Annotated in this window: 16 protein-coding genes, 16 tRNA genes, 1 rRNA gene and 1 pseudogene; 4 read left to right on the top strand and 30 right to left on the bottom strand. The window is 55.2% G+C overall.

Annotated elements, in window-relative coordinates:
- Positions 1-284: 284 nt before the first annotated feature.
- From JMF85_RS06965 to JMF85_RS06945, 5 genes and pseudogenes are all read right to left on the bottom strand, one after another.
- A pseudogene (locus tag JMF85_RS06965) lies at positions 285-473 on the bottom strand (hypothetical protein); the annotation flags it as partial.
- 147 nt (positions 474-620) lie between these two features.
- A complete protein-coding gene (gene bcp / locus JMF85_RS06960) occupies positions 621-1,091 on the bottom strand; it encodes a thioredoxin-dependent thiol peroxidase (protein ID WP_054798026.1) in 471 nt (156 codons plus the stop codon).
- Between the two features lie 175 nt (positions 1,092-1,266).
- Positions 1,267-2,052 carry an ABC transporter permease gene (locus tag JMF85_RS06955; protein ID WP_127610012.1) on the bottom strand — a complete coding sequence of 262 codons (786 nt, stop codon included), beginning with the start codon at positions 2,050-2,052 and terminating at the stop codon, positions 1,267-1,269.
- A gap of 7 nt (positions 2,053-2,059) precedes the next feature.
- Positions 2,060-2,854, bottom strand: coding sequence for an ABC transporter permease (locus JMF85_RS06950; RefSeq protein WP_127610014.1), 795 nt, complete (start codon positions 2,852-2,854; stop codon positions 2,060-2,062).
- Complete coding sequence (locus tag JMF85_RS06945) at positions 2,847-3,899, bottom strand: ABC transporter ATP-binding protein (RefSeq protein ID WP_127610016.1); 1,053 nt, start codon at positions 3,897-3,899, stop codon at positions 2,847-2,849. The genes JMF85_RS06950 and JMF85_RS06945 overlap by 8 nt, the downstream gene beginning before the upstream one ends.
- 159 nt (positions 3,900-4,058) lie before the next feature.
- Between JMF85_RS06945 and JMF85_RS06940 the strand changes: the two genes are divergently transcribed.
- The 4 genes from JMF85_RS06940 to JMF85_RS06925 all read left to right on the top strand — a co-directional run bounded on the left by JMF85_RS06940 (position 4,059) and on the right by JMF85_RS06925 (position 11,951).
- Entirely contained in the window at positions 4,059-5,093 is a 1,035-nt protein-coding gene (locus JMF85_RS06940) for an LCP family protein (RefSeq protein ID WP_141336591.1), read from the top strand.
- A gap of 214 nt (positions 5,094-5,307) precedes the next feature.
- Complete coding sequence (locus JMF85_RS06935; protein ID WP_155615694.1) at positions 5,308-5,445, top strand: hypothetical protein; 138 nt, start codon at positions 5,308-5,310, stop codon at positions 5,443-5,445.
- A gap of 66 nt (positions 5,446-5,511) precedes the next feature.
- On the top strand, positions 5,512-6,894 hold the full coding sequence (locus tag JMF85_RS06930; protein WP_141336592.1) for a glutamate-1-semialdehyde 2,1-aminomutase: 1,383 nt from the start codon (positions 5,512-5,514) through the stop codon (positions 6,892-6,894).
- Between the two features lie 506 nt (positions 6,895-7,400).
- Positions 7,401-11,951: a glutamate synthase-related protein gene (locus tag JMF85_RS06925; protein WP_230876353.1), complete on the top strand. Its 4,551-nt coding sequence runs from the start codon at positions 7,401-7,403 to the stop codon at positions 11,949-11,951.
- Between the two features lie 166 nt (positions 11,952-12,117).
- Here JMF85_RS06925 and JMF85_RS06920 read toward each other — a convergent pair whose 3' ends face one another.
- The 25 genes from JMF85_RS06920 to rrf form a co-directional block, all read right to left on the bottom strand.
- Positions 12,118-12,780 carry a bifunctional 2-keto-4-hydroxyglutarate aldolase/2-keto-3-deoxy-6-phosphogluconate aldolase gene (locus JMF85_RS06920; protein ID WP_127610024.1) on the bottom strand — a complete coding sequence of 221 codons (663 nt, stop codon included), beginning with the start codon at positions 12,778-12,780 and terminating at the stop codon, positions 12,118-12,120.
- A gap of 98 nt (positions 12,781-12,878) precedes the next feature.
- Complete coding sequence (locus JMF85_RS06915; protein WP_127610040.1) at positions 12,879-13,856, bottom strand: sugar kinase; 978 nt, start codon at positions 13,854-13,856, stop codon at positions 12,879-12,881.
- 5 nt (positions 13,857-13,861) lie between these two features.
- Positions 13,862-14,620, bottom strand: a complete 759-nt coding sequence (gene kduD / locus JMF85_RS06910; RefSeq protein WP_127610026.1) for a 2-dehydro-3-deoxy-D-gluconate 5-dehydrogenase KduD — start codon at positions 14,618-14,620, stop codon at positions 13,862-13,864.
- Between the two features lie 121 nt (positions 14,621-14,741).
- On the bottom strand, positions 14,742-15,608 hold the full coding sequence (bioC, locus tag JMF85_RS06905) for a malonyl-ACP O-methyltransferase BioC (protein ID WP_201317956.1): 867 nt from the start codon (positions 15,606-15,608) through the stop codon (positions 14,742-14,744).
- Entirely contained in the window at positions 15,586-16,389 is an 804-nt protein-coding gene (locus JMF85_RS06900) for an alpha/beta fold hydrolase (RefSeq protein ID WP_201317955.1), read from the bottom strand. Before JMF85_RS06900 ends, bioC begins: the two co-directional genes overlap by 23 nt.
- A 2-nt stretch (positions 16,390-16,391) precedes the next feature.
- Entirely contained in the window at positions 16,392-17,600 is a 1,209-nt protein-coding gene (bioF, locus tag JMF85_RS06895) for an 8-amino-7-oxononanoate synthase (protein ID WP_054798020.1), read from the bottom strand.
- Positions 17,601-17,611: 11 nt separating this feature from the next.
- Positions 17,612-18,604: a biotin synthase BioB gene (bioB, locus tag JMF85_RS06890; RefSeq protein ID WP_127610034.1), complete on the bottom strand. Its 993-nt coding sequence runs from the start codon at positions 18,602-18,604 to the stop codon at positions 17,612-17,614.
- Between the two features lie 36 nt (positions 18,605-18,640).
- Positions 18,641-19,396: a dethiobiotin synthase gene (gene bioD, locus JMF85_RS06885; RefSeq protein WP_127610036.1), complete on the bottom strand. Its 756-nt coding sequence runs from the start codon at positions 19,394-19,396 to the stop codon at positions 18,641-18,643.
- A gap of 311 nt (positions 19,397-19,707) precedes the next feature.
- Positions 19,708-19,784: transfer RNA gene (locus tag JMF85_RS06880), tRNA-Arg, on the bottom strand.
- Between the two features lie 4 nt (positions 19,785-19,788).
- A tRNA-Gly gene (locus tag JMF85_RS06875) sits at positions 19,789-19,862 on the bottom strand.
- Positions 19,863-19,871: 9 nt separating this feature from the next.
- A tRNA-Pro gene (locus JMF85_RS06870) sits at positions 19,872-19,948 on the bottom strand.
- A 10-nt stretch (positions 19,949-19,958) separates the two neighbouring features.
- Positions 19,959-20,038, bottom strand: a tRNA-Leu gene (locus tag JMF85_RS06865).
- Positions 20,039-20,047: 9 nt separating this feature from the next.
- Positions 20,048-20,122: transfer RNA gene (locus JMF85_RS06860), tRNA-Gly, on the bottom strand.
- Between the two features lie 77 nt (positions 20,123-20,199).
- Positions 20,200-20,274 (bottom strand) — tRNA-Gly (locus JMF85_RS06855).
- A gap of 22 nt (positions 20,275-20,296) precedes the next feature.
- A tRNA-Lys gene (locus JMF85_RS06850) sits at positions 20,297-20,372 on the bottom strand.
- 27 nt (positions 20,373-20,399) lie between these two features.
- Positions 20,400-20,471 (bottom strand) — tRNA-Gln (locus JMF85_RS06845).
- Positions 20,472-20,479: 8 nt separating this feature from the next.
- Positions 20,480-20,555, bottom strand: a tRNA-His gene (locus JMF85_RS06840).
- 17 nt (positions 20,556-20,572) lie between these two features.
- Positions 20,573-20,647, bottom strand: a tRNA-Thr gene (locus JMF85_RS06835).
- 78 nt (positions 20,648-20,725) lie between these two features.
- Positions 20,726-20,802, bottom strand: a tRNA-Asp gene (locus JMF85_RS06830).
- Between the two features lie 44 nt (positions 20,803-20,846).
- Positions 20,847-20,923, bottom strand: a tRNA-Met gene (locus JMF85_RS06825).
- A gap of 21 nt (positions 20,924-20,944) precedes the next feature.
- Positions 20,945-21,020: transfer RNA gene (locus JMF85_RS06820), tRNA-Val, on the bottom strand.
- A 4-nt stretch (positions 21,021-21,024) separates the two neighbouring features.
- A tRNA-Glu gene (locus tag JMF85_RS06815) sits at positions 21,025-21,099 on the bottom strand.
- Positions 21,100-21,125: 26 nt separating this feature from the next.
- Positions 21,126-21,214: transfer RNA gene (locus JMF85_RS06810), tRNA-Ser, on the bottom strand.
- A gap of 10 nt (positions 21,215-21,224) precedes the next feature.
- Positions 21,225-21,300 (bottom strand) — tRNA-Asn (locus JMF85_RS06805).
- A gap of 34 nt (positions 21,301-21,334) precedes the next feature.
- Positions 21,335-21,451 (bottom strand): 5S ribosomal RNA (rrf, locus tag JMF85_RS06800).
- Positions 21,452-21,495 lie beyond the last annotated feature (44 nt).

Genomic DNA, 21,495 nt, shown 5'->3' with positions numbered 1-21,495 from the left:
CGCGCTTCTTTAGACAGGCTCCGGCTCGACAGGCTGCCGTTTACCGGAATCAGATACAAACCGGCTTGGCGCTCCAATTGAATGACCTGTCGGCTCCAGCGTCCCGTCAAGCGCGCACTTTGTAGGTCAGATGGAGCCGGTGTTCGGATTGGCGCCGCCAAGAACCGGCCGTCCGGCGTCAGCGCGAAGTTTCGCGGCGTATCACCCTGCGTGGAAACATGCTGCAGCAGGCCCAGCCTCCGCTCGACTAGCCGATGCCGAACACAGCGATGCTGTTGTGTCTCTTAAGCAAGTTCCTCTTCTTTCACTCCAAGCACATTTTGCAAATAAAAGATGATCACTTCTATCTGGCTATCGATCTGTAATTGTTGGATATCCATTTGCATCGCATCGCAGGTAATGCCGTCAATAAATGAAATGATGGTCCTCGCTATTGCTTCAATGGACATTCTTGGGTGAAACTCCCCTACAGCGACTCCTCGTAAGCGAAAACTTTGGTATCAATACCATCAGTTTTCGCTTCTATAATGTTAAATGTGTAACATTCTATACAACACATTAATTTACAAGTAAAAACCTCTAAAGCTAATCTTACAGAGTAATACCGGCTCTCTCTTCCGTTACACCGTTTCCTTCACCGCTTGCAGCACCTGCTCCACATGGCCTTTGACCCTCACCTTGCGCCATTCCCGCACAAGCCGCCCCTCTTCGTCGATGAGGAACGTCGAGCGGACAATGCCCATATACTCGCGGCCGTACAGCTTCTTCAGCGCCCAGACCCCGTACTTCTCGGCCACTTGATGATCCGGATCGGACAGCAGCGGAAACGGCAGCTCGTATTTCGCCGCAAACTTCTGATGCGCCTTCAGGTCGTCCGGACTGATGCCCAGCACGACCGTGCCGGTCTTGGCGAACTGTTCGTTATAATCGCGGAATTGGCACGATTGCTCCGTGCACGTCGGCGTCATATCTTTCGGGTAAAAATAAAGCACGACCTTGCGGCCGCGGAACTGGCTGAGCGTAACGGTTTCCCCGCTGCCTGCCGTTAAGGTAAAGTCGGGAACCACTTGTCCGATCTGCAATTCTGCCATTGAATTCCTCTCCTGACGGTACTAGGTTTTGCGCCGCATTATACATTTTGGCCATCCGCTTTGACAAGCGTAACGGCCTGACTCCTATCGAACGCCACGTACTTCTTGGCCTCTTTCATCATTAGCTTGGCGGAATCGCCCCAGGATTACACGCCCGGCCTTGAACAGATGGCGTTTACGATCCCGCCCCGCGGTACCGCTTCACGCCGTAATTCCAGACACAAACGCCGGTAACGAAGAAGACGGCCCCGACAACCGGGGTGAGCAGCGCGAAGCCGCCCCAATTCGCCCGGTCCAGGAAATAGGCGGACGGATAAAACCCGACGAAGCCGAACGGAAGCACCCACGTCAGCGTAAACTTCATGACGGCGTTGTAGATCGTCATCGGATACCGCCCATAGTTTTGCAGATTGTAGAGCAGCGCGGTAATCCCGGTTGGAGCGTCCGAGAAAAAGGACAGCGCCGAGAAGAAAATGTAAATGCCGGCATAAATCATAACCGAGCCGACGACCAGCAGCACCAGCACGAACGGATCCGACCACGTGAAGCCAAGGCCCAGCTGCGTCCAGGTATATGCCATGATGAGGAACCCGACCAGGGAGCTGAATAAGGACGGCGGGTCCATATTTTCCAGCACCAGCTGGACCAGATTATACGCCGGGCGCGTCAGCACCCTGTCCATTTCCCCCTTGACGATGTAGCGCTCGCTAAAATTCCACAAATTAAAGAAAGTGTTAAACAAGCCTGATGCCATCATAAAATAACCGTAAATGAACAGCACCTGCTGCTCATTCCATTCCCCGATCAGTTCGGTATGCGTAAACATGATCAGAATGAAAATTAAATTCAGTCCGTTAAACATCAAATCCGACAACAGCTCGATCCAGAAGTCGGAACGATACGTAAGACGCGTTTTGAAATAGTTTTTCAAATAACCCAGAATCAGCCCTGCATAGAACATTCGTCCCTCACCCTCCCTGTACGAACAGACGCGACCTTGCGCTGCGCCAAAGGAAGTAAAGCGGCACTAACAGCAGCACAAACCATCCCGCCTGGATCAGCAAGCCGTGATACACGGCATCGCCCGTTACCGCTCCCGTAATCACCCGGCCGGGCAAATACGTAATCGCCTGGAACGGCAAAAACCGCAAGACGCTCTCTGCCCAACCGGGGAAAAAAGTCATCGGCACGACGAGTCCGGAGAACAAGTCGACCGCCACTCGCTTCATCCGCATCAAGCCCTCGTTGTTTTCAAGAAAAAACGCGCCTAACCCGGTCATAATATTGATCTGTGAATTAATCAGGAAGCTGAGCAGCAGCATGAACAAATAAACCGCCCACAGCTTCGGATCGGTCGGCAGCTGCACGGGAAACAACAGCGACGCCAGAATCATGCCCGGCGTGGACAGCATCAATAAACGGAACAAGCCTTCGCCGAGACCCTGCATCATTTTGACAACCATATAATTATAAGGACGAATGAACTGAATGGCCAAACTGCCGTCTTTGATTTCGTTCGCAATATCCCGGTCGAGATTGTTGAAATAGAACGCCCGTGCCATCCAGCCGATCGCGACATACGTCGTCATCTGGGTAAGCGTCATGCCCCCCAGCACCTCTTTGCTCCCGTATATCGCTTTCCACAGGAAGTAGTATGCTCCGATATTCAACGCATAGATAATGATCCCGCTAAAGTAGTTGACCCGGTAGGCGAGCATCATCAGGAAGCGTATCCGGATAATATACAAATACGCGTTAAGCATGAACGGCCCCTTCCCGTTCCCGGGTCCATTCACGCTTTACTTCCGAAGAACCGGATTTGTAGATCTCGCGGACAATGTCGTCGGTATTCGTTTCGAATATTTTGATATCCTCGATGTTGACCACTCCGACCACGCGGCCGAGAAGCTCCGATACGTTCGCCAACTGATGCGGAATCCATACTTTGGCGGTCAGCTCGTTCTCAAGCTTCCATTGGACGTCCAGTCCGGCGGTCAGCAGCTCTAACTGATCAAGCGTGACGGGTTGGGCGAAGCGGAACGCAGCTTCTTTGCCTTTCCCCCAGCGTTCCTTTAATTCCTCGAGACCGCCGTCATAAATAATGTTGCCGTCGTCGAGCATGATAACTCTGGAGCATAGCGCTTCGATATCCTGCAAATCATGCGTTGTCAGCAGAATGGTCGTACCGAACCGGCTGTTAAGCGATTTGAGGAATTCGCGGATTTCGGTTTTCACGACAATATCAAGGCCGATCGTCGGTTCATCCAGAAACAGGATGGACGGATTGTGAATAAGCGAAGCCGCCAGCTCACAGCGCATCCGCTGCCCGAGGCTGAGCTTTCGCACAGGACGGTTCAGCAGATCGCCGAGCTGGAGCCTGTCGATGAGCTCATCCATCCGAATCCGGTAATCGTTGTCCGGAACGCGGTACACTTTTTTAAGCAGCTGGAACGATTCGACCACGCCCAGGTCCCACCAGAGCTGGCTGCGCTGGCCGAACACGACGCCGATGCCGCGGACGAACGCCTCTCTTTCTTGATAAGGGACGTAGCCGTTGACGCGAATATCGCCGGACGTCGGAACGAGGATGCCGGTCAGCATTTTAATCGTCGTCGATTTCCCTGCACCGTTCTCCCCGATGTAGCCGCAAATCTCCCCTTGAGGAATTTGAAAGCTGATGTCTTTAACCGCACGAACCTGGGTGTACTCTCGTTTAAACAAATCACGAAGAGCACCTTGCAGCCCTTCGCGATTCTTCTGCACCTTAAATTCTTTGCGCAGCTCATGCACGTCTATAGCGAGCGACATTGGAATGTTAGCCTCCTGTCAGAAATTGCCGAAGCTTGCAGCTTTACAGCGAAACCCGGTATAATGAAGAGAAATTTTCACAAGCTATACCCGTATATGATACACGAACCGCAAGAAGAGGAAAAGCGACCGAAACTACAGGAAAGGATCGATTTTTCCATGGCACGCAAGATCAAATGGTTTTTTACAGGCATTCTTGTTCTTTTACTCATCGCTATCGGTTATTATACATATGGCTTCCTTACCTTTGCCAAGAACATCCAAAGTACGCCGGAAACGACAAAATTTTCGGGCTTCACGGCAAAGAAGACGGGAGGAGCCGAAGCCTACGCGCCTCCCAAATGGGAAGGCAAACAGCGGGTGAACGTTCTGATCTTAGGCGGAGATTCGCGAGGCTTGAAGAAGAACGAAATTCCGCGTTCCGATTCGATGATGGTCGCCTCGATCGATCCGGTGACGAAGAAGGCGTACCTGTTCTCGATTCTTCGGGACACTTATGTGAAAGTGCCCGGTCACGGCAACGACCGGATTAATACCGCGGTCGCGACGGGCGGTCCGAACCTGGCGATGAAAACCGTCAGCGATCTGCTCGGTATTCCGATTCAATATTATGTATACACCGATTTCCAAGGTTTTATCGCGTTGGTCGACGCGATCGGCGGCATCGAGCTCGAAGTCGAGAAGGACATGAAGTACCGGGACTCCGAGGAGCCCGAGTTCGATATTAATTTGAAAAAAGGCGTGCAGCAGTTAAACGGCAAAACCGCCCTGCAATATGTCCGGTTCCGCCATGACGCGCTCAGCGACTTCTCGCGGACGGAGCGCCAACGCAAGTTTATGACGGCGGTCGCCCAAAAAATGCAAACGACCGGCTCGCTTATCCGCATGCCGAAGATTCTTAACAGCATCGATCCGTACATCGAGACGAATTTGACCACGACCGACATGCTGAAGCTGGGGACGCTCGCCATCGAGGCGAAAACCGAGGGCATGTCCAGCGAGCAAATTCCTCCGACAGAGCTGCTAGTCGAGAAGCGCGTAGGCGGCGCGGAAGTGATCACGGCGAACACCCAGAAGCTGCAGCAGTTCGTCAAAGCCGTGTTTGAAGACCGCGACCCGTTCGCGCCAGCGGAGAAAAATACGACGCAGGAAGCAGCGAAAGCTGCCGGCAGCAGCAGCGCGGCGAAGAAATAGCAGGATCGGAATACCTGACCGGGGCCTTAGAGCCCTGGTTTTTTGTATGGCTCGCTCCTACAGCCGAAGCGCATGATCGTTCCGCTATTCTTCACTCGGCCCGGCTGCGCGCGCCTATAGCGGTATGGTTTTGCGTCCTCGGAACAGTTTACCTTGGATTGTGCGGCTTATTTCGATATAATAATTCAAACTTTACCGATCGGAGGTTTGGCGCATGCCAAGCATCCATGTTATCGATGCTTCTATGGGCAAGCCGTTTCACGGCCAGCTATCCGCGCGGCGCTGCCGGGCGTGCCTGTCACCCGGCAGCGATCGCATCCGGATTGCAGGTCATGCCGTCACTACACCGTAATCAATCCTGCAGGTCGATTTACATGAACAATAACCTGTTCCCATTAAGGAGGCTCCCGAATTCATCATGTCAACTAGTAATGAACCGAACTTGTTCAAGCAAACAGCCGGACGTCCGCATTCGGAAGAATTATACCGTGAAGCGCTCGAGCACATCGTCGGCGGCGTCAACAGCCCGTCCCGTTCGTTCAAGGCGGTAGGCGGCGGCGCCCCCGTCTTTATGAAGCGCGGGCAAGGCGCTTATTTCTGGGACGCGGACGATAACCGATACATCGACTACTTGGCCGCTTACGGGCCGATCATTCTGGGTCACGCGCATCCGCACGTGACCGCCGCCATCTGCCGCGCCGCCGAGAACGGTACGTTATACGGGACGCCGACGGAACTGGAAATTACCTTCGCCCGGATGTTGAAACAAGCTATCCCTTCCATGGACAAGGTTCGATTCGTCAACTCCGGCACCGAAGCCGTCATGACAACCATTCGCGTCGCGCGCGCCTACACCGGACGGAATAAAATCATCAAGTTCGCCGGATGTTACCATGGACATTCCGATTTGGTGCTCGTGGCCGCCGGCTCCGGACCTTCCACGCTCGGCATTCCGGATAGTGCGGGCATTCCGAACAGCATCGCGCACGAGGTGATTACCGTACCGTTCAACGACGTGCCGGCGCTGGAAGAAGCTCTTTCCCGCTGGGGCAGCGACGTCGCTGCCGTCATGGTCGAGCCCATCGTCGGCAATTTCGGGATGGTTATGCCAAAGCCCGGCTTCCTCGAAGGATTATGCGCCGCAGCACGCCGCAACGGCTCCCTCGTCATCTATGACGAGGTCATCACAGCGTTCCGCTTCCATTACGGAGCGGCGCAGACGTTTGCGGGCTTACCGGAGGGGACCGATCTCGCCGCCGTGGAGCCCGACCTGACCGCGCTGGGCAAAATTATCGGCGGCGGCCTTCCGATCGGCGCTTACGGCGGCCGCGCCGAGATCATGTCGCAGGTCGCACCGCTCGGACCCGCTTATCAAGCGGGCACGATGGCCGGTAACCCGGCTTCGATCTCGGCGGGCATCGCCTGCCTCGAAGCGCTGCAAGAGCCGGGCACTTACGAGCGGCTCGACCGCTTGGGCGCAATGCTCGGAGACGGACTCGCTCAAGCTGCCGACGCACATGGCATCGCGTTAACCGTGAACCGCATCCGCGGTGCGTTGTCGACGCACTTTTGCGCCCACCCCGTGACGAACTACGATGAGGCTCAGGATACGGACGGCGAACAGTTCGCCCTATTTTTCAGACTCATGCTTGAGCAAGGCATATGTCTGGCGCCATCGAAGTACGAAGCATGGTTTTTGACGACGGCCCATACGGAAGATCATGTCCGTGCAACCCTGGAAGCAGCGGATCGCGCTTTTGAAGCGATGGCGCAAACGCAGCGCCGGCAGGCTTCACAATAAATTCCATTTATCACCCAAATCACGAACTATTATCAGTCTACGATAATAGTTCGTTCGTTTTTAATCGTTTTTTTAATTTTATCTGAAATTTCCCTTTATTCACCAATTATGCAAAATAGATAACGCTTACATCTTGTCGAAAGGTGCAATGTTCTATTGTCTCACATTCGATTTCGTGGTATTCTATTACTACTTTGCAATTCAAAAAAATCGGCTAAATGTAACACCAGATGTGAGGTTTTTGCCGTGATAGCCCAGAAGATATGCGCTCATTGTGTGGACGTGGGCACATTTATTTTTTTATTATTGCCCTGTTGAGTCTATCTTCCAGTGGATTGAGAAAGCGCCGAACACCTCATTTATGCAGTATAAATGTATATTTATTCATTTGTTTCTGCCGCTCGGTTGTCCGCTTTCTTTTTCAATGCATGACAAGCCTTCTTATTCAGAACGAATGCTGGCAACAAAATTAATGGGAGGTGAAGGTCAGCCTGCTGACCACGAGAATGAACCAAGTAATGCGCGATGAGGGCCGCTTTCAGAATTTGCTCGCTACGGAACATGACAGCTGCGGTATCATTTGTATTGTAGAGAAAGACGGGTATCCATCCCGCGATAACATTCAAAAGACGATCGACGCTCTCGTTAAAATGGAGCACCGCTCCGGGTTTATTAACGGTGAAGGCGACGGTTGCGGGATTTTGACCGATATTCCCCGCGCACTGTGGGAAAAGAAGCTGACGGATGCCGGTTTGGACGGCAAGCTCGCTTACGATGAACGTTTCTCCGTCGGTCATATCTTCGTTCCGCGTAAGTTGGACATTTCTGTTGCCGATATGCAGAAGGGCATCCGCGAATTGTTCGCGCAATTCCAAGTAAACATCTTGCTCGAGCAAGAAAATCAAGTGGACAGCAGCGTGCTCGGTCCGAACGGCCGTAACGACGAGCCAACCTTCTGGCAAATCGCCGGACTTTGCGACAAGCAGGAAGTGAAGGTCGCCGATCAATTGTTCGAACTTCACGTAGCGATCGAAGCCAAGTATAACGTGCACGTCGCCACGCTCAGCAACGTGACGGCCGCCTATAAAGTGATGGGCGCGGCCAGCATTCTTCCCAAATATTATAACGACACTCGCGACCCGCTGTTCGCGGCGCAAGTAACGATCGGACACAACCGGTATTCGACTAATACGCAATCCAGCTTCTTCCGCGTGCAGCCGTTCTCGCTTCTCGGGCACAACGGCGAGATCAACACGGTGAAGAAGATGCGTCTGGAAGCCGACATGGTCGGTGTTCCGCTCGTAGACGGCGGCTCCGACTCCCAGGACATGAACCGGACGATTGAAACGTTCATTCACCGTTCCGGCATCAGCTTGTTCGAGGCGATGGAAATCGTATTCCCTCCGATCTTGAACGAGATGAAGCAGTTCCGTCCGGAAATGCAGGATCTGTATGTTTATTATCGCCAAGCATGGGGCCACTATGCTCAAGGGCCGGCCGGCATCGTATCGCGTTACGGCAACGAGTGCATTTTCAGCGTAGACGCGCTCGGTCTTCGTCCGGTATGGATGGTCGAAAGCGACACGTCCCTCTATTTCTCTTCCGAGCAAGGCGTAATTACGGTCGGCGAAATGGTGGCCGAGCCGAAGCCGATCGCCCCGGGCGAGAAAATCGGCGTCGTCCTGACGCCGGGCGAGCATGTGCAGGTGATTCCTTACCATGAAGTGCAGAGCATTGTCTTGGAACGCGCTAAACAACGCATCGGCTTTGAAGGCCTTCGCAAACATTTGAATAACGAAATTCCGGCTGTCGAAGCTGAGCAATCCGCCGACGTTACGCCTACCGATTCGCTGTACAGCGCCTTCGGCTGGGACCGCGACGGGATCCAGATGATCGAATCGACCGCCGAAACCGGCGCGGAGCCGATCCGTTCCCTGGGTCATGACAGCCCTCATGCGGCGCTGGCTTGGGAGCGCGTGAACATTCCCGATTATATTAAAGAGAGCGTCGCGGTTGTCACCAACCCGGCGATTGACCGTGACCGCGAGATGGAGCATTTCTCCACGCGCATCGTCGTTGGTCCCCGTCCGAAAGTATACGGACAGCCGGATAGCCGCCTGCGCATGGAGTTGCTGTATCCGGTCGTGCTGGAAGGCAGCAACGGCGTAGATTCTCTTACCGAGCTGAAGCAGCCTAGCTTCGAGCAATTAAAGGCAATGTTCGCAGCGCAAGGCGGCAATGCCGTAGCGACGCTGTCGACGACATTCGCCCGCGGCACCTCGCTGCAAGCCGCATTGGATCAGCTTGCCGCTGATGCCGTAACCGCCGTTAAGAACGGCGCAGCCTTGCTTATCCTGGACGACAGCCAGGCGCATCAGAACGACCGCCTGTGGATGGATCCGCACCTTGCGGTATCCAGGGTCGATATCGCGCTTCGCGGCGAGAAGCTCGGCTATGGCGACAACCTTCGCCGCCAGACGACGCTTGTGCTGCGCAGCGCCGCGATTCGCAGCCTGCATGACATCGCCGTAGCCTGTGGACTCGGTGCGGATGTATTGTCTCCTTATTTGATGTTCGCGACGGCATCCGCCAAGAACGGTGCGCCGGCCGCTCGCAAAGTATTCACCGCTTTGATGAAAGGTCTGGAGAAAGTCATCTCCACGATCGGTACGCATGAGCTGCGCGGTTACACCCGTTTCTTCTCGTCGATCGGCTTGAAGCCGGAACTGGCGGAAGTGCTCGACATCGTCAACTACTTGGGCAGCGACAAAGCAGGCACCGGCTTTGCCGAGCTTGAAGCGGACGCCGAAGCCCGTTACAACGATTTCGCCAACCCGAAAGCGAAAGCGGCGAAGAACTTCCGTTTCTTCCAGCGCATGTGGAAAGCGCTCGGCGACGCAGCCTCCGGCGCGGCGCCTTACAGCGACTACCGTGACAAGCTTCGCGAAGAAGAGAAGAAAAATCCGATTTCCATCCGTCACGTTGCGGATTTCGATATGGAGAAAGCATACGCCGAAGGGCGCAAGCCGCTGGATCCTTCGCAAGTCAACATCGGCATCGGCGGCCACGATCTGCCGATCCTGATCTCGTCCATGTCGTTCGGCTCACAGAACGAAACAGCCTTCCGCGCTTACGCGGAAGCGGGCGAGCGACTGAACATGGTTACCATGAACGGCGAGGGCGGCGAGATCAAGGATATGCTCGGACGTTACAAACGGACGCGCGGCGCGCAAGTCGCATCCGGACGCTTCGGTGTGAACGTTGAGCTCGCGAACGCCGTAGCGTTCCTTGAGATTAAAATCGGCCAGGGCGCGAAACCGGGCGAAGGAGGTCACCTGCCGGGCTCCAAAGTAACGGCCAAAATCGCTCTTGCCCGTAATGCAACCATCGGTTCCGACCTGATTTCGCCGTCCAACAACCACGATATTTACTCGATCGAGGATTTGGCGCAAATCATCTCCGAGCTGAAGGAAGCAAGCGGCCGCAAAGCGAAAATTATCGTCAAAATTCCTGTCGTTCCGGGTGTCGGCACGATCGCTGTCGGCGTTGCGAAAGCAGGCGCAGACGTCATTACGTTGTCCGGCTTCGACGGCGGTACGGGCGCGGCCCGGATTCACTCGATCACACACGTCGGCTTGCCGACCGAAATCGGTACGAAGCTGGCGCACCTCGCCTTGATCGACGCCGGTCTTCGCCACCAAGTGGAATTGTGGTCGGACGGCGGTATGAAATCCGGTGTGGACGTGGTCAAAATGTTCATGCTCGGCGCCAACCGCGTCGGCTTCGGTTCCATCGCGATGCAATCGATCGGTTGTACGACTTGCCGCGGCTGTCATCTCGACACCTGTCATGTCGGTATCGCCACACAAATCGATTCGCTTGAGGAAGCCGAAGAGAAAGGCCTGCGCCGCTTCGTTCCTCGCGTATACGAAACGGCGGTTGAATCGCTCATTCGTCTGTTCGGCGGCATCGGCGAAGAAATTCGCGAAATCGTCGCACAGCTCGGCTTCAAAGACGCTCAAGAGCTGGTCGGCCGTTCCGACCTGCTGAAACAAGTAAGCCATCTGGATCGCATCGATCTGTCCGATCTGCTTCGTCCGGCTCCGCTCTCCTTCGCTGCTGCGCAAGAAGCGCGAGCGCAAGTGGCGGCTGCGGTATCGTCCGATATCCGTATCGCGGCAGGCGCAGAAGGACTCGACTTGTTCCCGGAATCCGTCTCCTTCGACGCTCCGGTGAACCGCACTTGGAGCAACATCGATGCCGAATCCCGGATTCTCGGCAGCCGTTATGCGAGCCATCGCGTACGCGACCGTTTCGACGGAAGCTACGACGAACTGCCTCCGGTCAACATCGCGATTACGGAAGGCTCCGTACCGGGTAACGGTTTGGGCGCCTTCAACGCTCGCGGAGTCGACATTACGGTACACGGCGGTGCGGAAGACGGCGTAGGCAAAATGGCGCTCGGCGGTAAAGTCGCCATCCTGAAAGCACCGGGCAAGCACAACCAATTCATCAACGGTTCCGTCGGTAAATCGTTCGGATACGGCGCGCAAAGCGGCTTGTTCCTGATCCAAGGCAATGCGGACACCCGTGCCTGCATCCGGTTCTCCGGCGCCGACGTTGTCTTCGGCGGAGAAATTACGACGCCGTTGAAAGACGAGCTCGGCGGTCTTGCCGCCCGCGCCAACCTGAAAGGCTTTGCGTTCGAATACATGACCAACGGCCGCGCCGTCGTCATGGGCGATCCGGGTCCTTGGATTTGCGCAGGGATGACCGGCGGCGTGATTTACCAGCGCCTCGTGCCGGAGATGGGTCTCGATGAAGCTGCGATCGAACGTCGTATTGCCAAAGGCGCGAAAGTAAAAATCGAACCAATCGGCCCACAAAGCATCAAAGATTTGAACGAGCTGCTCGGCGCTTACCGCACTGAGCTGGCGAACTCCGGTCAAACGGAAGCCGCGGCGAAGGTGGATCATTTGCTGAACAACCTGGAAACAAGCTTCGTTCGTATCGCACCAGTCGGTTTACAAGCCGATCAATCGGTCGCAACAGAATAGGACGTTGCCATAACCCTATCCATCCCTCAGGCTATGAAAGCTGAGGGATTTTTTTATAACACAAACAAGCAGGGAGCTCGAAACCGTCACCACGGTTCAAACTTCCTGCTTGTTTACTTTTACTGCACCCGCTTGCTTCGGCAAATCCCTTTGCCGTCGCTTGTGTCTACGCCTTAGCCGCACGGAAAGCGTCGATGTACTGCGCCGCCTTCTTCGCCACGAGGCTGTAGTCGCCCGCCTTCACCGCATCGCTCGTCAAATCCGAGCCGATGCCGACAGCAACAGCGCCGGCTTTAATCCATTCACCGAGGTTGCTCAATGAAACGCCTCCGGTCGGCATAATATTCGCCTGCGGCAGCGGTCCCTTGATGGCCTTGATCATCCCCGGGGAGTATAAGTTGCCCGGGAACAGTTTCACGACATCAACGCCGAGCTCAAGCGCCTGCTGGATCTCTTGGATCGTCATAACGCCAGGCATCACCGGTACGCGGTACCGATTGCACAGTGTCACCGTATCCGGGTTGAACGACGGACCGACAACAAACTCCGAACCGCTCAAGATGGCGACGCGCGCGGTTTCCGGATCAAGCACCGTACCGACGCCGATAATCGCGTATTTGGACGGGTCGCTTGTCGTGCTCGAATACGTTTTGGCCAGCTTCTCAATCGCTTGCAGCGCGAACGGAACGGTCATCGTTACCTCGATCACCTTAATGCCTCCGGCGATCGCCTGCTCGGCCATTTCCACCACTTCATCCGGCGTATCGCCGCGAAGCACCGCGACGACGCCTCCTTCTACGATTTGCTGCAGCAGTTTAATTTTTTTCATCTCGAGTCTCCGTCCTTCAAATTTCGTTCCCTATAGTTTCGTTCTTTATAGGCTTCCTGCTTACGGTTAAGCTTCGTTCTCCCGACTTGCCGTTCTACCTACCGTTCCACATGCTTCTCATTGTTCAAGAACGCTTCGACCTGCTCCCAGGTCGGAATCCCTTCCCAGTCGCCCTCGTTCTGAACGACCATACAACCGATCAGGTTACCGAGCCGCACTGCTTCGGCCAAGCTGTAATTTTTCAGCAGCCCGGCGATAAATCCGGCGCAAAAGCCGTCGCCCGCGCCCACAGTGTCGACGATACGCTCGGCTTTGAAATATGGCACTTCCGTCACGCTCGTCTTATCGACGATATACGTGACGTCTTCGCCGCCTTTGACGATCGACACGCCCGGCAGCTCGCGCAGCTTGCCGATGATTTCGTCAAAGCTTTCCGTCGCATACAGCAGCTTTAACTCATCAAGCCCCGGCAAAAAGTAATCCGCTTCCTGCGCCATCTCCAGCAATGCGCCACGGGCTTCTTCCAGCGACCACAGCTTCAACCGCAAATTCGGGTCGAAGCATACCTTCACGCCATTCTTCTTGGCGAGGCGAACCGATTCTTTCAGGGTCTCGCGGGCACTTTCGCTCAAAGCCATCGTAATTCCCGTGACGTGTAAATACTGGGCTTGGCTGATATACGATTCGTCCAACTGCTCCGGCTTCATCAGGCTGGCCGCCGAGCCTTTGCGGTAGTAGTATACCGACGTTTTGCCGGAAATGATTTCGCGCAGCATCAGCCCTGTCGGCGCTTCTGTCGTCAGCTCGGCACGCGACACGTCGACGCCCTCGCCGCGGATTTTCTTCACAATCATCCGGCCGAGCGGGTCTTTGCCGAGCCGGCCGAACCAGCCAACGCGATGTCCGAGCCTGGCTACGCCGATCGCGACATTGCTTTCCGCACCGCCGAACAACGATTGGAAGTGAGAGGAATATTCGATGCCTTTAACGTCTTCCGGCAGCATTAAGGCCATCGTTTCTCCGAATGTGACAATTTCCGGCACAAACATTTGTTCTTGTTGGGTAGACCTGTTCATATTCATTATCTTGTCATCCATCCTCCGTCCACGCACAATATGTGACCGCTCATATAATCAGACGCTTTCGAGGCAAGGAAGACGACAGGCCCTTCCATATCTTCTGCCGTTCCCCAACGCCCAGCCGGAATTCGAACCAGAATTTGCGCGCTCCGCTCTTCATCCGCACGCAGCGCCACGGTATTGTCAGTCGACATGTAACCGGGGGCAATCGCGTTCACTTGAACGCCTTTGCTGGCCCATTCGTTCGCCAGCGCTTTGGTTACACCGGCAATCGCATGCTTGGATGCGGTATATCCCGGTACGTTGATACCGCCCTGGAAGCTTAGCATCGACGCGATATTAATAATTTTGCCCGAACCCTGCTTGATCATCTCGCGGCCGACGAGCTGGGAAAGGAAGAATGCCGCATTCAGGTTCAAATTCAACACGTCGTGCCAATCGCTCGCAGCGTGGTCGGCTGCCGGCGTACGACGGACAATTCCCGAATTGTTCACCAATATATCGATTTTGCCGAACACGGATAGCGTTTCTTGAACGATGCCTTCGAGCGCGCTTTCATCCATCAGATTAGCGACGATCGTGTGTACCTTGCGGCCCATGGCCTCGATCTGCTGCTGCACTTCGCGTGAACGATCGTTGCTGGTCACAATCGCAACATCTGCTCCCGCCTTCGCCAAGCCGAGCGAGATACCTCCGCCCAAGCCTACGGCGCCTCCGGTCACCAAGGCTACTTTTCCCGTCAAATCAAACAAACTGCTCACCACTCGCCACTCCCCGTTTAAACGTTTAAATTTTTATCTTTATAAAGCTCCTTCCGGAGCCCTTGCTTGACCTTATTATACGTGAAATCAGGGTATTTTGCCAGACTCGCGCCATAAAAAATCAGCCTTTCCCGAACAGGCCGTACAGCAAATGATACGTCGCCCGAATGCCTTCAGGCTCCCTGTAACGTTCCACGTATGCTTTCTCCATGGCCGCGAGCAGCTTACGGCTAATTCCGCCGCCACCCGCCGGCTCTTGATTGGCATTGCCTGCGCCTGTTTTCTTCACGCTGTACAAGAAGCTGCGAACGTCGCGGAAATGCAGCTCGTACATCGTCTCTTCGCCTGTAAACGCACGTGTGACCTCCTCCGATGCGCCATCCAGCAGCGACTCCCAATCGCTCAAACTGAGAAAATGCTGCCCTCGCCGCCGTCCCGCCGCCTGCAGCGATTCCGCCGCTGCCGTAAACGAATCGTGCAGCTCGTGGAACGTTCGCGGTCCGAACGTCGCGAACGCAAGGACTCCCTCCGGCTTCAGCATACGAAGCCAAGCCCGCATCGTATCAGCAGGCTCGTTGAACCATTGGACCGTCGCGCTCGAAACGATCAAATCCGCCTGTTCCGGGAGCCGGAGCTCTCTGAAATGCTCCGCTGTCAGCCCTTCCGCATCCGCCGATACCACGACCAGTCTACCCGCCTCCGCTTCCGCCGAACAGCGCTCCAGCGTCAGCCTTACCATTTGCGGCGCAAGATCGACCGCATACACGCGGGCCTTAGGAAACCGTGTCAACAGCGAAGCAGTCAATCTGCCGGTGCCGCAGCCGATTTCCAGGATATGTCCTACCCGATCCGGGGAAATTCGCTGTTCGATCAGCTCCAATAACCGCTCTCCCATGCCGATTTGTACAAGCGCATTCCGGTCGTAGTCGTCTGCATAGCGATCGAAGTGACGTTTCACCCGGTTTTTATCCACCCTTATCGTTGTCATTCAGAAATCCCCTCAACCGCTCATAAAATGCTGCCTGTTGCGTCAAGAATGGAGCATGCCCCGCTCTCATAACTACCCGTTCCAAGCCATCCGCGTCCTCCGGCATGGCCCCGATCGGACACACAGGATCGTACTCCCCGTGTATCCAGAGCACGCGCAGGGAGCCGGCTGCCAGCCGCGGGAGCAGCTCGTCGGACCATGCTTCCCGTACCGTCGCCGCGGCCAGATAGGAAAGGCCCGCCTGCAGCCCTTCCGCCGACATATCCGTATCCGGCTGCAGCAGCCGCTCCGGGGCGCTCCCTTCCTCCCGTTCCGCTTCCGTAAACATCGAAGCGGCAAACTGTCGAAGCACGTCTTCCGGTTGTGTACGGAGTCTCGCCTGCATCCGCTCCAGCACTCGCAGAGGCCACCCTCGGGAGCGATCAGCATCCGTGAACTGCAGGGTCGCCCCGATCAAGACAAGTTTCCTTAATTCCGAATGCTCCCCCGGCTTACAATCGCTTCCGCCATCCGAATCACGATAGCGACGGGTCAGCCAATCCAGCAGCAGCAAGCCGCCCATCGACCAGGCAACCACTGCCTCGGGCCGCAGCTCAGCTATCCGATGCTCGAGTGCTTCGAATAAGGAGGATACGATTCGGCATCCGGCGTATGAGAATTCGTGATGAGACCATTCGGTATCTTTCGCTAGCCGTCCCGATATCGGCTTCCATACCTGAGGGGACATACCCCAACCATGAATCCACAAGACGCGCCGATCACGTCTTTCCGCCGAATCCATCCTCATGCCCCTCCCGCCTGTTCACGGCATTTTACGATTTGATTGGCCGCCCATCTCAAATCCTCGTCCCGGTGTCCCGCCATGATCGTAAAACGTATCCGGGCTGTCCCCTCCGGGACGCTAGGCGGACGAATCGCCACAGCGGCAATGCCGGCCAGCTGCAGACGCTCCGCCATACGCAATGTCTCCTCGTTCCCGCCGATGATAACAGGAACAATGTGGCATTCGCTTTGCCCCGTATCCAGCCCGTGCTGCCGCAGTATCGATCGAAACATCGCCGCCTTCTCCTGCAGCACCCGTCGGCGCCAGCTTTCCTGCCGCACACGCCGCCACTGTCTACGAATCGTGGCTACAAGGTCCGGCGGGAGGGCTGTCGTATAAATGAAGCTGCGCGCCGCATTCACCAGATAGGACTTCAACAGGTGTTCGCCGGCTACATAGGCGCCGTAAACGCCGTACGCTTTGCTGAACGTGCCCATTTGCACCTCCACCTGCCCGGAGAGCCCAAGCGCGTGTACCAGACCCTGGCCTTCCTCGCCGTACAAACCGCCGCTGTGCGCCTCATCAACCATCAGCATAGCGCCGTAACGGTCCTTCAGCCAAACGAGCTCGCACAGCGGCGCCACCGTTCCGTCCATACTGAAGATCGAATCGGTGACGATCAGCTTTTTCCGGCCTGCCGGGGTGCTCCGCAGCATCGTCTCCAGCTGATCCAGATCGCGATGCCGGTATCGCTTATGCTCGGCGCGGCTAAGCACGATCCCATCGACAAGGCTCGCGTGGTTCAGCCGATCGCCGAACACGACGTCATGACGTCCGACAAGCGCCGGGATCACGCCGACATTAGCCAAGTATCCGCTGCCGAACAACAAACAGCTCTCCGTTCCTTTGTAAGCCGCAAATTCCTCTTCGAACGCCGTATACTCCGGATGATTGCCGACAATTAACCGCGAGGCGGTCGATCCCGTACTTCTGCGGGCTCTCTCCGTCTCCCGGCCATCCGACGCAGCGCTCTGCTCCGGTTCATGTAGATCGTCGCCTTCGCTTCCCAGACTCAAGTAGTCGTTGGAGGCGAGATTCAGCATCCGGACTCCGTTCCTCCGCAGCCAACCTGTCTCCAGCGGCTCACATTCCGCTAAAGTGCGCAAGCGCCCTTGTTCCTCGTAAGAAGCCAGTTCCTTTTGCATCCATTCCAACGCCGCTCTGCTCATTCGGGCGATCCCTACAGGGCACACAGCTCGATCTCGAACCCGAGATCTTCAATCATCTGATGGTCGGCCGTCGCTTCTTGGCCTTCCGTCGTTAAGTAATCGCCCACAAACACCGAATTGGCTGCATATAGCCCTAATGCTTGCAGCGAACGCAAATTCACTTCGCGTCCACCGGCTACCCGAATCTCTTTCCCAGGATTTATAAAACGCATCAATGCCAATACCTTCAAGCATTTACGCGGATTCAGTTCCCGGGTGTCCGCAAGCGGCGTACCCGGGATCGGATTCAAAAAGTTGATCGGAATCGAATCCGCATCAAGCTCACGCAGCGCATAAGCCATCTCCACGATCTCCTCGTTCGATTCCCCCATCCCGATAATACAGCCGGAACACGGCGACATGCCAGCCCCTTTCGCCTTCTCCACCGTATCTACACGATCGTCATATGTATGGGTTGTCGTAATGTTGGCGAAATTTTGCTTGCTCGTGTTTAAATTGTGGTTGTAGCGGTCCACCCCGGCCTCTTTCAGCCGCAATGCCTGCTCCTCGCTCAAAATCCCTAAACAGGCGCATATCTTCATCGGCATCTCGGACTTAATTTCTCGAACCGCTTCGACCACCTGATCCAGTTCCTTACCCGTCGGCCCTCGTCCGCTAGCGACAATACAATAGGTCCCGACCTTCAGCTCCATCGCTTTGCGTGCGCCGTCTACAAGGGTCTTCTTATCCAGCAGCGGATATTTCGTTATCCCGGCCTTCGACACGATGGATTGCGAGCAATAACCGCAGTCTTCGGGACATAATCCGCTCTTGGCGTTAATGATCAAATTCAGCTTCACCTTTTTTCCGTAGAAATGCCGCCTTACCCTAAAAGCAGCCTGCATCATCGCTAGCAGCTCGTCATCATCCGCCTCCAGTACGGATAAGCCTTCCTCCATCGTCAGCAGCTCGCCCCGAATCGCCTTATCGGCCAGTTCGTTCCAATCCGTTTGTACCTGTATCATTTCGATATCCCCTCAACATTCGAATTCTTAACAACCTTAAACCATCGGTTCCCCTTCAAAAAAGCGCCCGATTTCGTTCCAGCGCAAACGCTCCTCTAATAGCTCGGTCCACACGTGCCTCCATTTTCCCCATTCGATCGGGTTCGAAAGCATTCGCTCCATCGGCATCCACGGCAGCGTCGCCCACACGGAGGTGCCGCCGAACCTTTCAATCATGCGAACGTTGTCCACCAGCGATGTGTCGTTCTCTTCCTCATATCCGTTGAGTATCACCCCGGCTACATCCAAGCCGCGGCTTCGGGCACACTCGATCGTCATCAGCGTGTGATTGACCGTCCCGAGCGTGGCGCGGGCCACAATGAGCAGCGGGAGCCCCAGCGCCAGCGCCAAATCGGCAACCGTACGGTCCCCGGTTAGTGGAACTAACAAGCCGCCAGCCCCTTCCACCAGCAGCGGTCCGCCTTCCGTCATTCGCCTCCGTCCTTCCGACTCAAGCGCGGCCCATCCGATCGTCTTTCCTTCCCGTTCTGCGGCTACCCAAGGCGCCAAAGGCTCCCGTAAGGTAATCGTGACTGTCTCCGGCTCCGTTTGCGGCAATCCGCTCCCGTACGCGAGCCGAAAGCTATCGGCATCCGGATCGCCCAGTTGTACCCCGGATTGCACCGGCTTCCAAATTTCTACTGGGCTCGGAAGTCCCCCGAGCTTTCGGAACGTATAGGCTGCCAGGGCCGCCGTCACCCATGTCTTTCCTACATTCGTGTCCGTACCTGTTACAAAAAGACCTTTTCTCATCCTGTACTCCATTCACTTACGTTAACCTTTAATTTTAAATTCAGGTTAACGTTAATACTAAACGTATTGTACACTGCCCTTTCCCCGGAATCAAGGAAAATCGTTCCACAGTGTTCGGCATCCCCTTACATGGGTCCAACTTGAATCGGTCTTGATGCCAAACGCGGAACTTAAGGTACAATAAAGCAAGTAACCATGAAAACAATAAAAAACTCCACCAAATTAGCGTTAACTAATTTGGTGGAGTTGGTTATCCGATCATTTACAACGTTTATGATTCGTAACGCTTATAATAAGCGATGTTGATGAAATGGCGTCCCAGGAGGGATTCGAACCCCCGACCGACGGCTTAGAAGGCCGTTGCTCTATCCAGCTGAGCTACTGGAACTTGATGGAGCGGGTGATGGGAATCGAACCCACGCTACCAGCTTGGAAGGCTGGAGTTCTACCATTGAACTACACCCGCTTAAATGAATGGTCGGGACGACACGATTCGAACATGCGACCCCCTGGTCCCAAACCAGGTGCTCTACCAAGCTGAGCTACGTCCCGATAGTTTAAGTGCCGGTAGAGGGACTTGAACCCCCACGGTTTCCCTCACGATTTTGAGTCGCGCGCGTCTGCCAATTCCGCCATACCGGCAAGTCTAGATGGAGCGGAAGACGGGATTCGAACCCGCGACCCTCGCCTTGGCAAGGCGATGCTCTACCCCTGAGCCACTTCCGCATAATAATTACAACTGAGATCAATTAAAACATGAAACATCTTTCGAATCAAGTACGAGGTTGTGACTGATTCGTTTATGGAGCGGAAGACGGGATTCGAACCCGCGACCCTCGCCTTGGCAAGGCGATGCTCTACCCCTGAGCCACTTCCGCATACCTGATAAGTGAAAGAAAATGGTGAGCCATGTAGGACTCGAACCTACGACACCCTGATTAAAAGTCAGGTGCTCTACCAACTGAGCTAATGGCTCTTACAGCTACCCAAAGAAATCAATAAACTGGGGATCTAGGATTCGAACCTAGGCATGACGGAGTCAAAGTCCGTTGCCTTACCGCTTGGCTAATCCCCAATATGTAGTGGGGCGATCGAAGGGAATTGAACCCTCGAATGTCGGAGCCACAATCCGATGCGTTAGCCACTTCGCCACGACCGCCACAGGCTAAAAACTACTGGTGCCGTCGAGAGGAATCGAACCTCCGACCTACGCATTACGAGTGCGTTGCTCTACCGCTGAGCTACGACGGCGCAAAACAAAATTTCGGTTATCATCGAGCTATCCGATGTACCGATTATATTATAGTTCAGACTATGCTTAACAAATAATGGCGGAGCCGACGGGATTCGAACCCGCGGTCTCCTGCGTGACAGGCAGGCATGTTAGGCCTCTACACCACGGCTCCACACTAAGTTATTCGCTCTCGAGGTTCATACCTCGAAAGAAAATTGGTTGCGGGGGCAGGATTTGAACCTGCGGCCTTCGGGTTATGAGCCCGACGAGCTACCGGGCTGCTCCACCCCGCGTCGTTAAACAAAAAGCAATCATGGTGGAGGCTGACGGGATCGAACCGCCGACCCTCTGCTTGTAAGGCAGATGCTCTCCCAGCTGAGCTAAGCCTCCATGCTGGTGACCCGTAGGGGATTCGAACCCCTGTTACCTCCGTGAAAGGGAGGTGTCTTAACCCCTTGACCAACGGGCCTTGCGAATACTTATTCTGCAGTTCTACGGAGAGAGAGGGATTCGAACCCTCGAGACGCTTGTGACGCCTACACGATTTCCAATCGTGCTCCTTCGGCCAACTCGGACACCTCTCCAAAATAAGAGTGGCTCCCCGAACAGGACTCGAACCTGTGACAACTCGATTAACAGTCGAGTGCTCTACCAACTGAGCTATCAGGGAATGTTATCGAATGGAGTCATGGTGTCATGCATCCGCTTGGCGACGTTCTACTCTCCCAGGACCCTGCGGTCCAAGTACCATCGACGCTGGAAGGCTTAACGTTCGTGTTCGGGATGGGTACGCGTGGTTCCCTTCCGCCATCATCACCAAACGGATGTTGATGCTTCTGCCGCGAAACATCAGATCTTGCTATTC

The organism is Paenibacillus sp. EPM92 (assembly GCF_016586185.1).
In the GTDB taxonomy this organism is placed as follows: Bacteria; Bacillota; Bacilli; order Paenibacillales; family NBRC-103111; genus Paenibacillus_G; species Paenibacillus_G validus.
Note: the sequence above shows the minus strand (reverse complement) of the source record. Positions and strands in the feature narration are given on the sequence as shown.

Bases quoted from the DNA above. Each gene is read 5' to 3' on its own strand.
- bcp (WP_054798026.1), bottom strand. From the start codon at position 1,091: ATGGCAGAATTGCAGATCGGACAAGTGGTTCCCGACTTTACCTTAACG.
- JMF85_RS06955 (WP_127610012.1), bottom strand. From the start codon at position 2,052: ATGTTCTATGCAGGGCTGATTCTGGGTTATTTGAAAAACTATTTCAAA.
- JMF85_RS06950 (WP_127610014.1), bottom strand. From the start codon at position 2,854: ATGCTTAACGCGTATTTGTATATTATCCGGATACGCTTCCTGATGATG.
- JMF85_RS06945 (WP_127610016.1), bottom strand. From the start codon at position 3,899: ATGTCGCTCGCTATAGACGTGCATGAGCTGCGCAAAGAATTTAAGGTG.
- JMF85_RS06940 (WP_141336591.1), top strand. From the start codon at position 4,059: ATGGCACGCAAGATCAAATGGTTTTTTACAGGCATTCTTGTTCTTTTA.
- JMF85_RS06935 (WP_155615694.1), top strand. From the start codon at position 5,308: ATGCCAAGCATCCATGTTATCGATGCTTCTATGGGCAAGCCGTTTCAC.
- JMF85_RS06930 (WP_141336592.1), top strand. From the start codon at position 5,512: ATGTCAACTAGTAATGAACCGAACTTGTTCAAGCAAACAGCCGGACGT.
- JMF85_RS06925 (WP_230876353.1), top strand. From the start codon at position 7,401: ATGAACCAAGTAATGCGCGATGAGGGCCGCTTTCAGAATTTGCTCGCT.
- JMF85_RS06920 (WP_127610024.1), bottom strand. From the start codon at position 12,780: ATGAAAAAAATTAAACTGCTGCAGCAAATCGTAGAAGGAGGCGTCGTC.
- JMF85_RS06915 (WP_127610040.1), bottom strand. From the start codon at position 13,856: ATGAACAGGTCTACCCAACAAGAACAAATGTTTGTGCCGGAAATTGTC.
- bioC (WP_201317956.1), bottom strand. From the start codon at position 15,608: ATGACAACGATAAGGGTGGATAAAAACCGGGTGAAACGTCACTTCGAT.
- JMF85_RS06900 (WP_201317955.1), bottom strand. From the start codon at position 16,389: ATGGATTCGGCGGAAAGACGTGATCGGCGCGTCTTGTGGATTCATGGT.
- bioF (WP_054798020.1), bottom strand. From the start codon at position 17,600: ATGAGCAGAGCGGCGTTGGAATGGATGCAAAAGGAACTGGCTTCTTAC.
- bioB (WP_127610034.1), bottom strand. From the start codon at position 18,604: ATGATACAGGTACAAACGGATTGGAACGAACTGGCCGATAAGGCGATT.
- bioD (WP_127610036.1), bottom strand. From the start codon at position 19,396: ATGAGAAAAGGTCTTTTTGTAACAGGTACGGACACGAATGTAGGAAAG.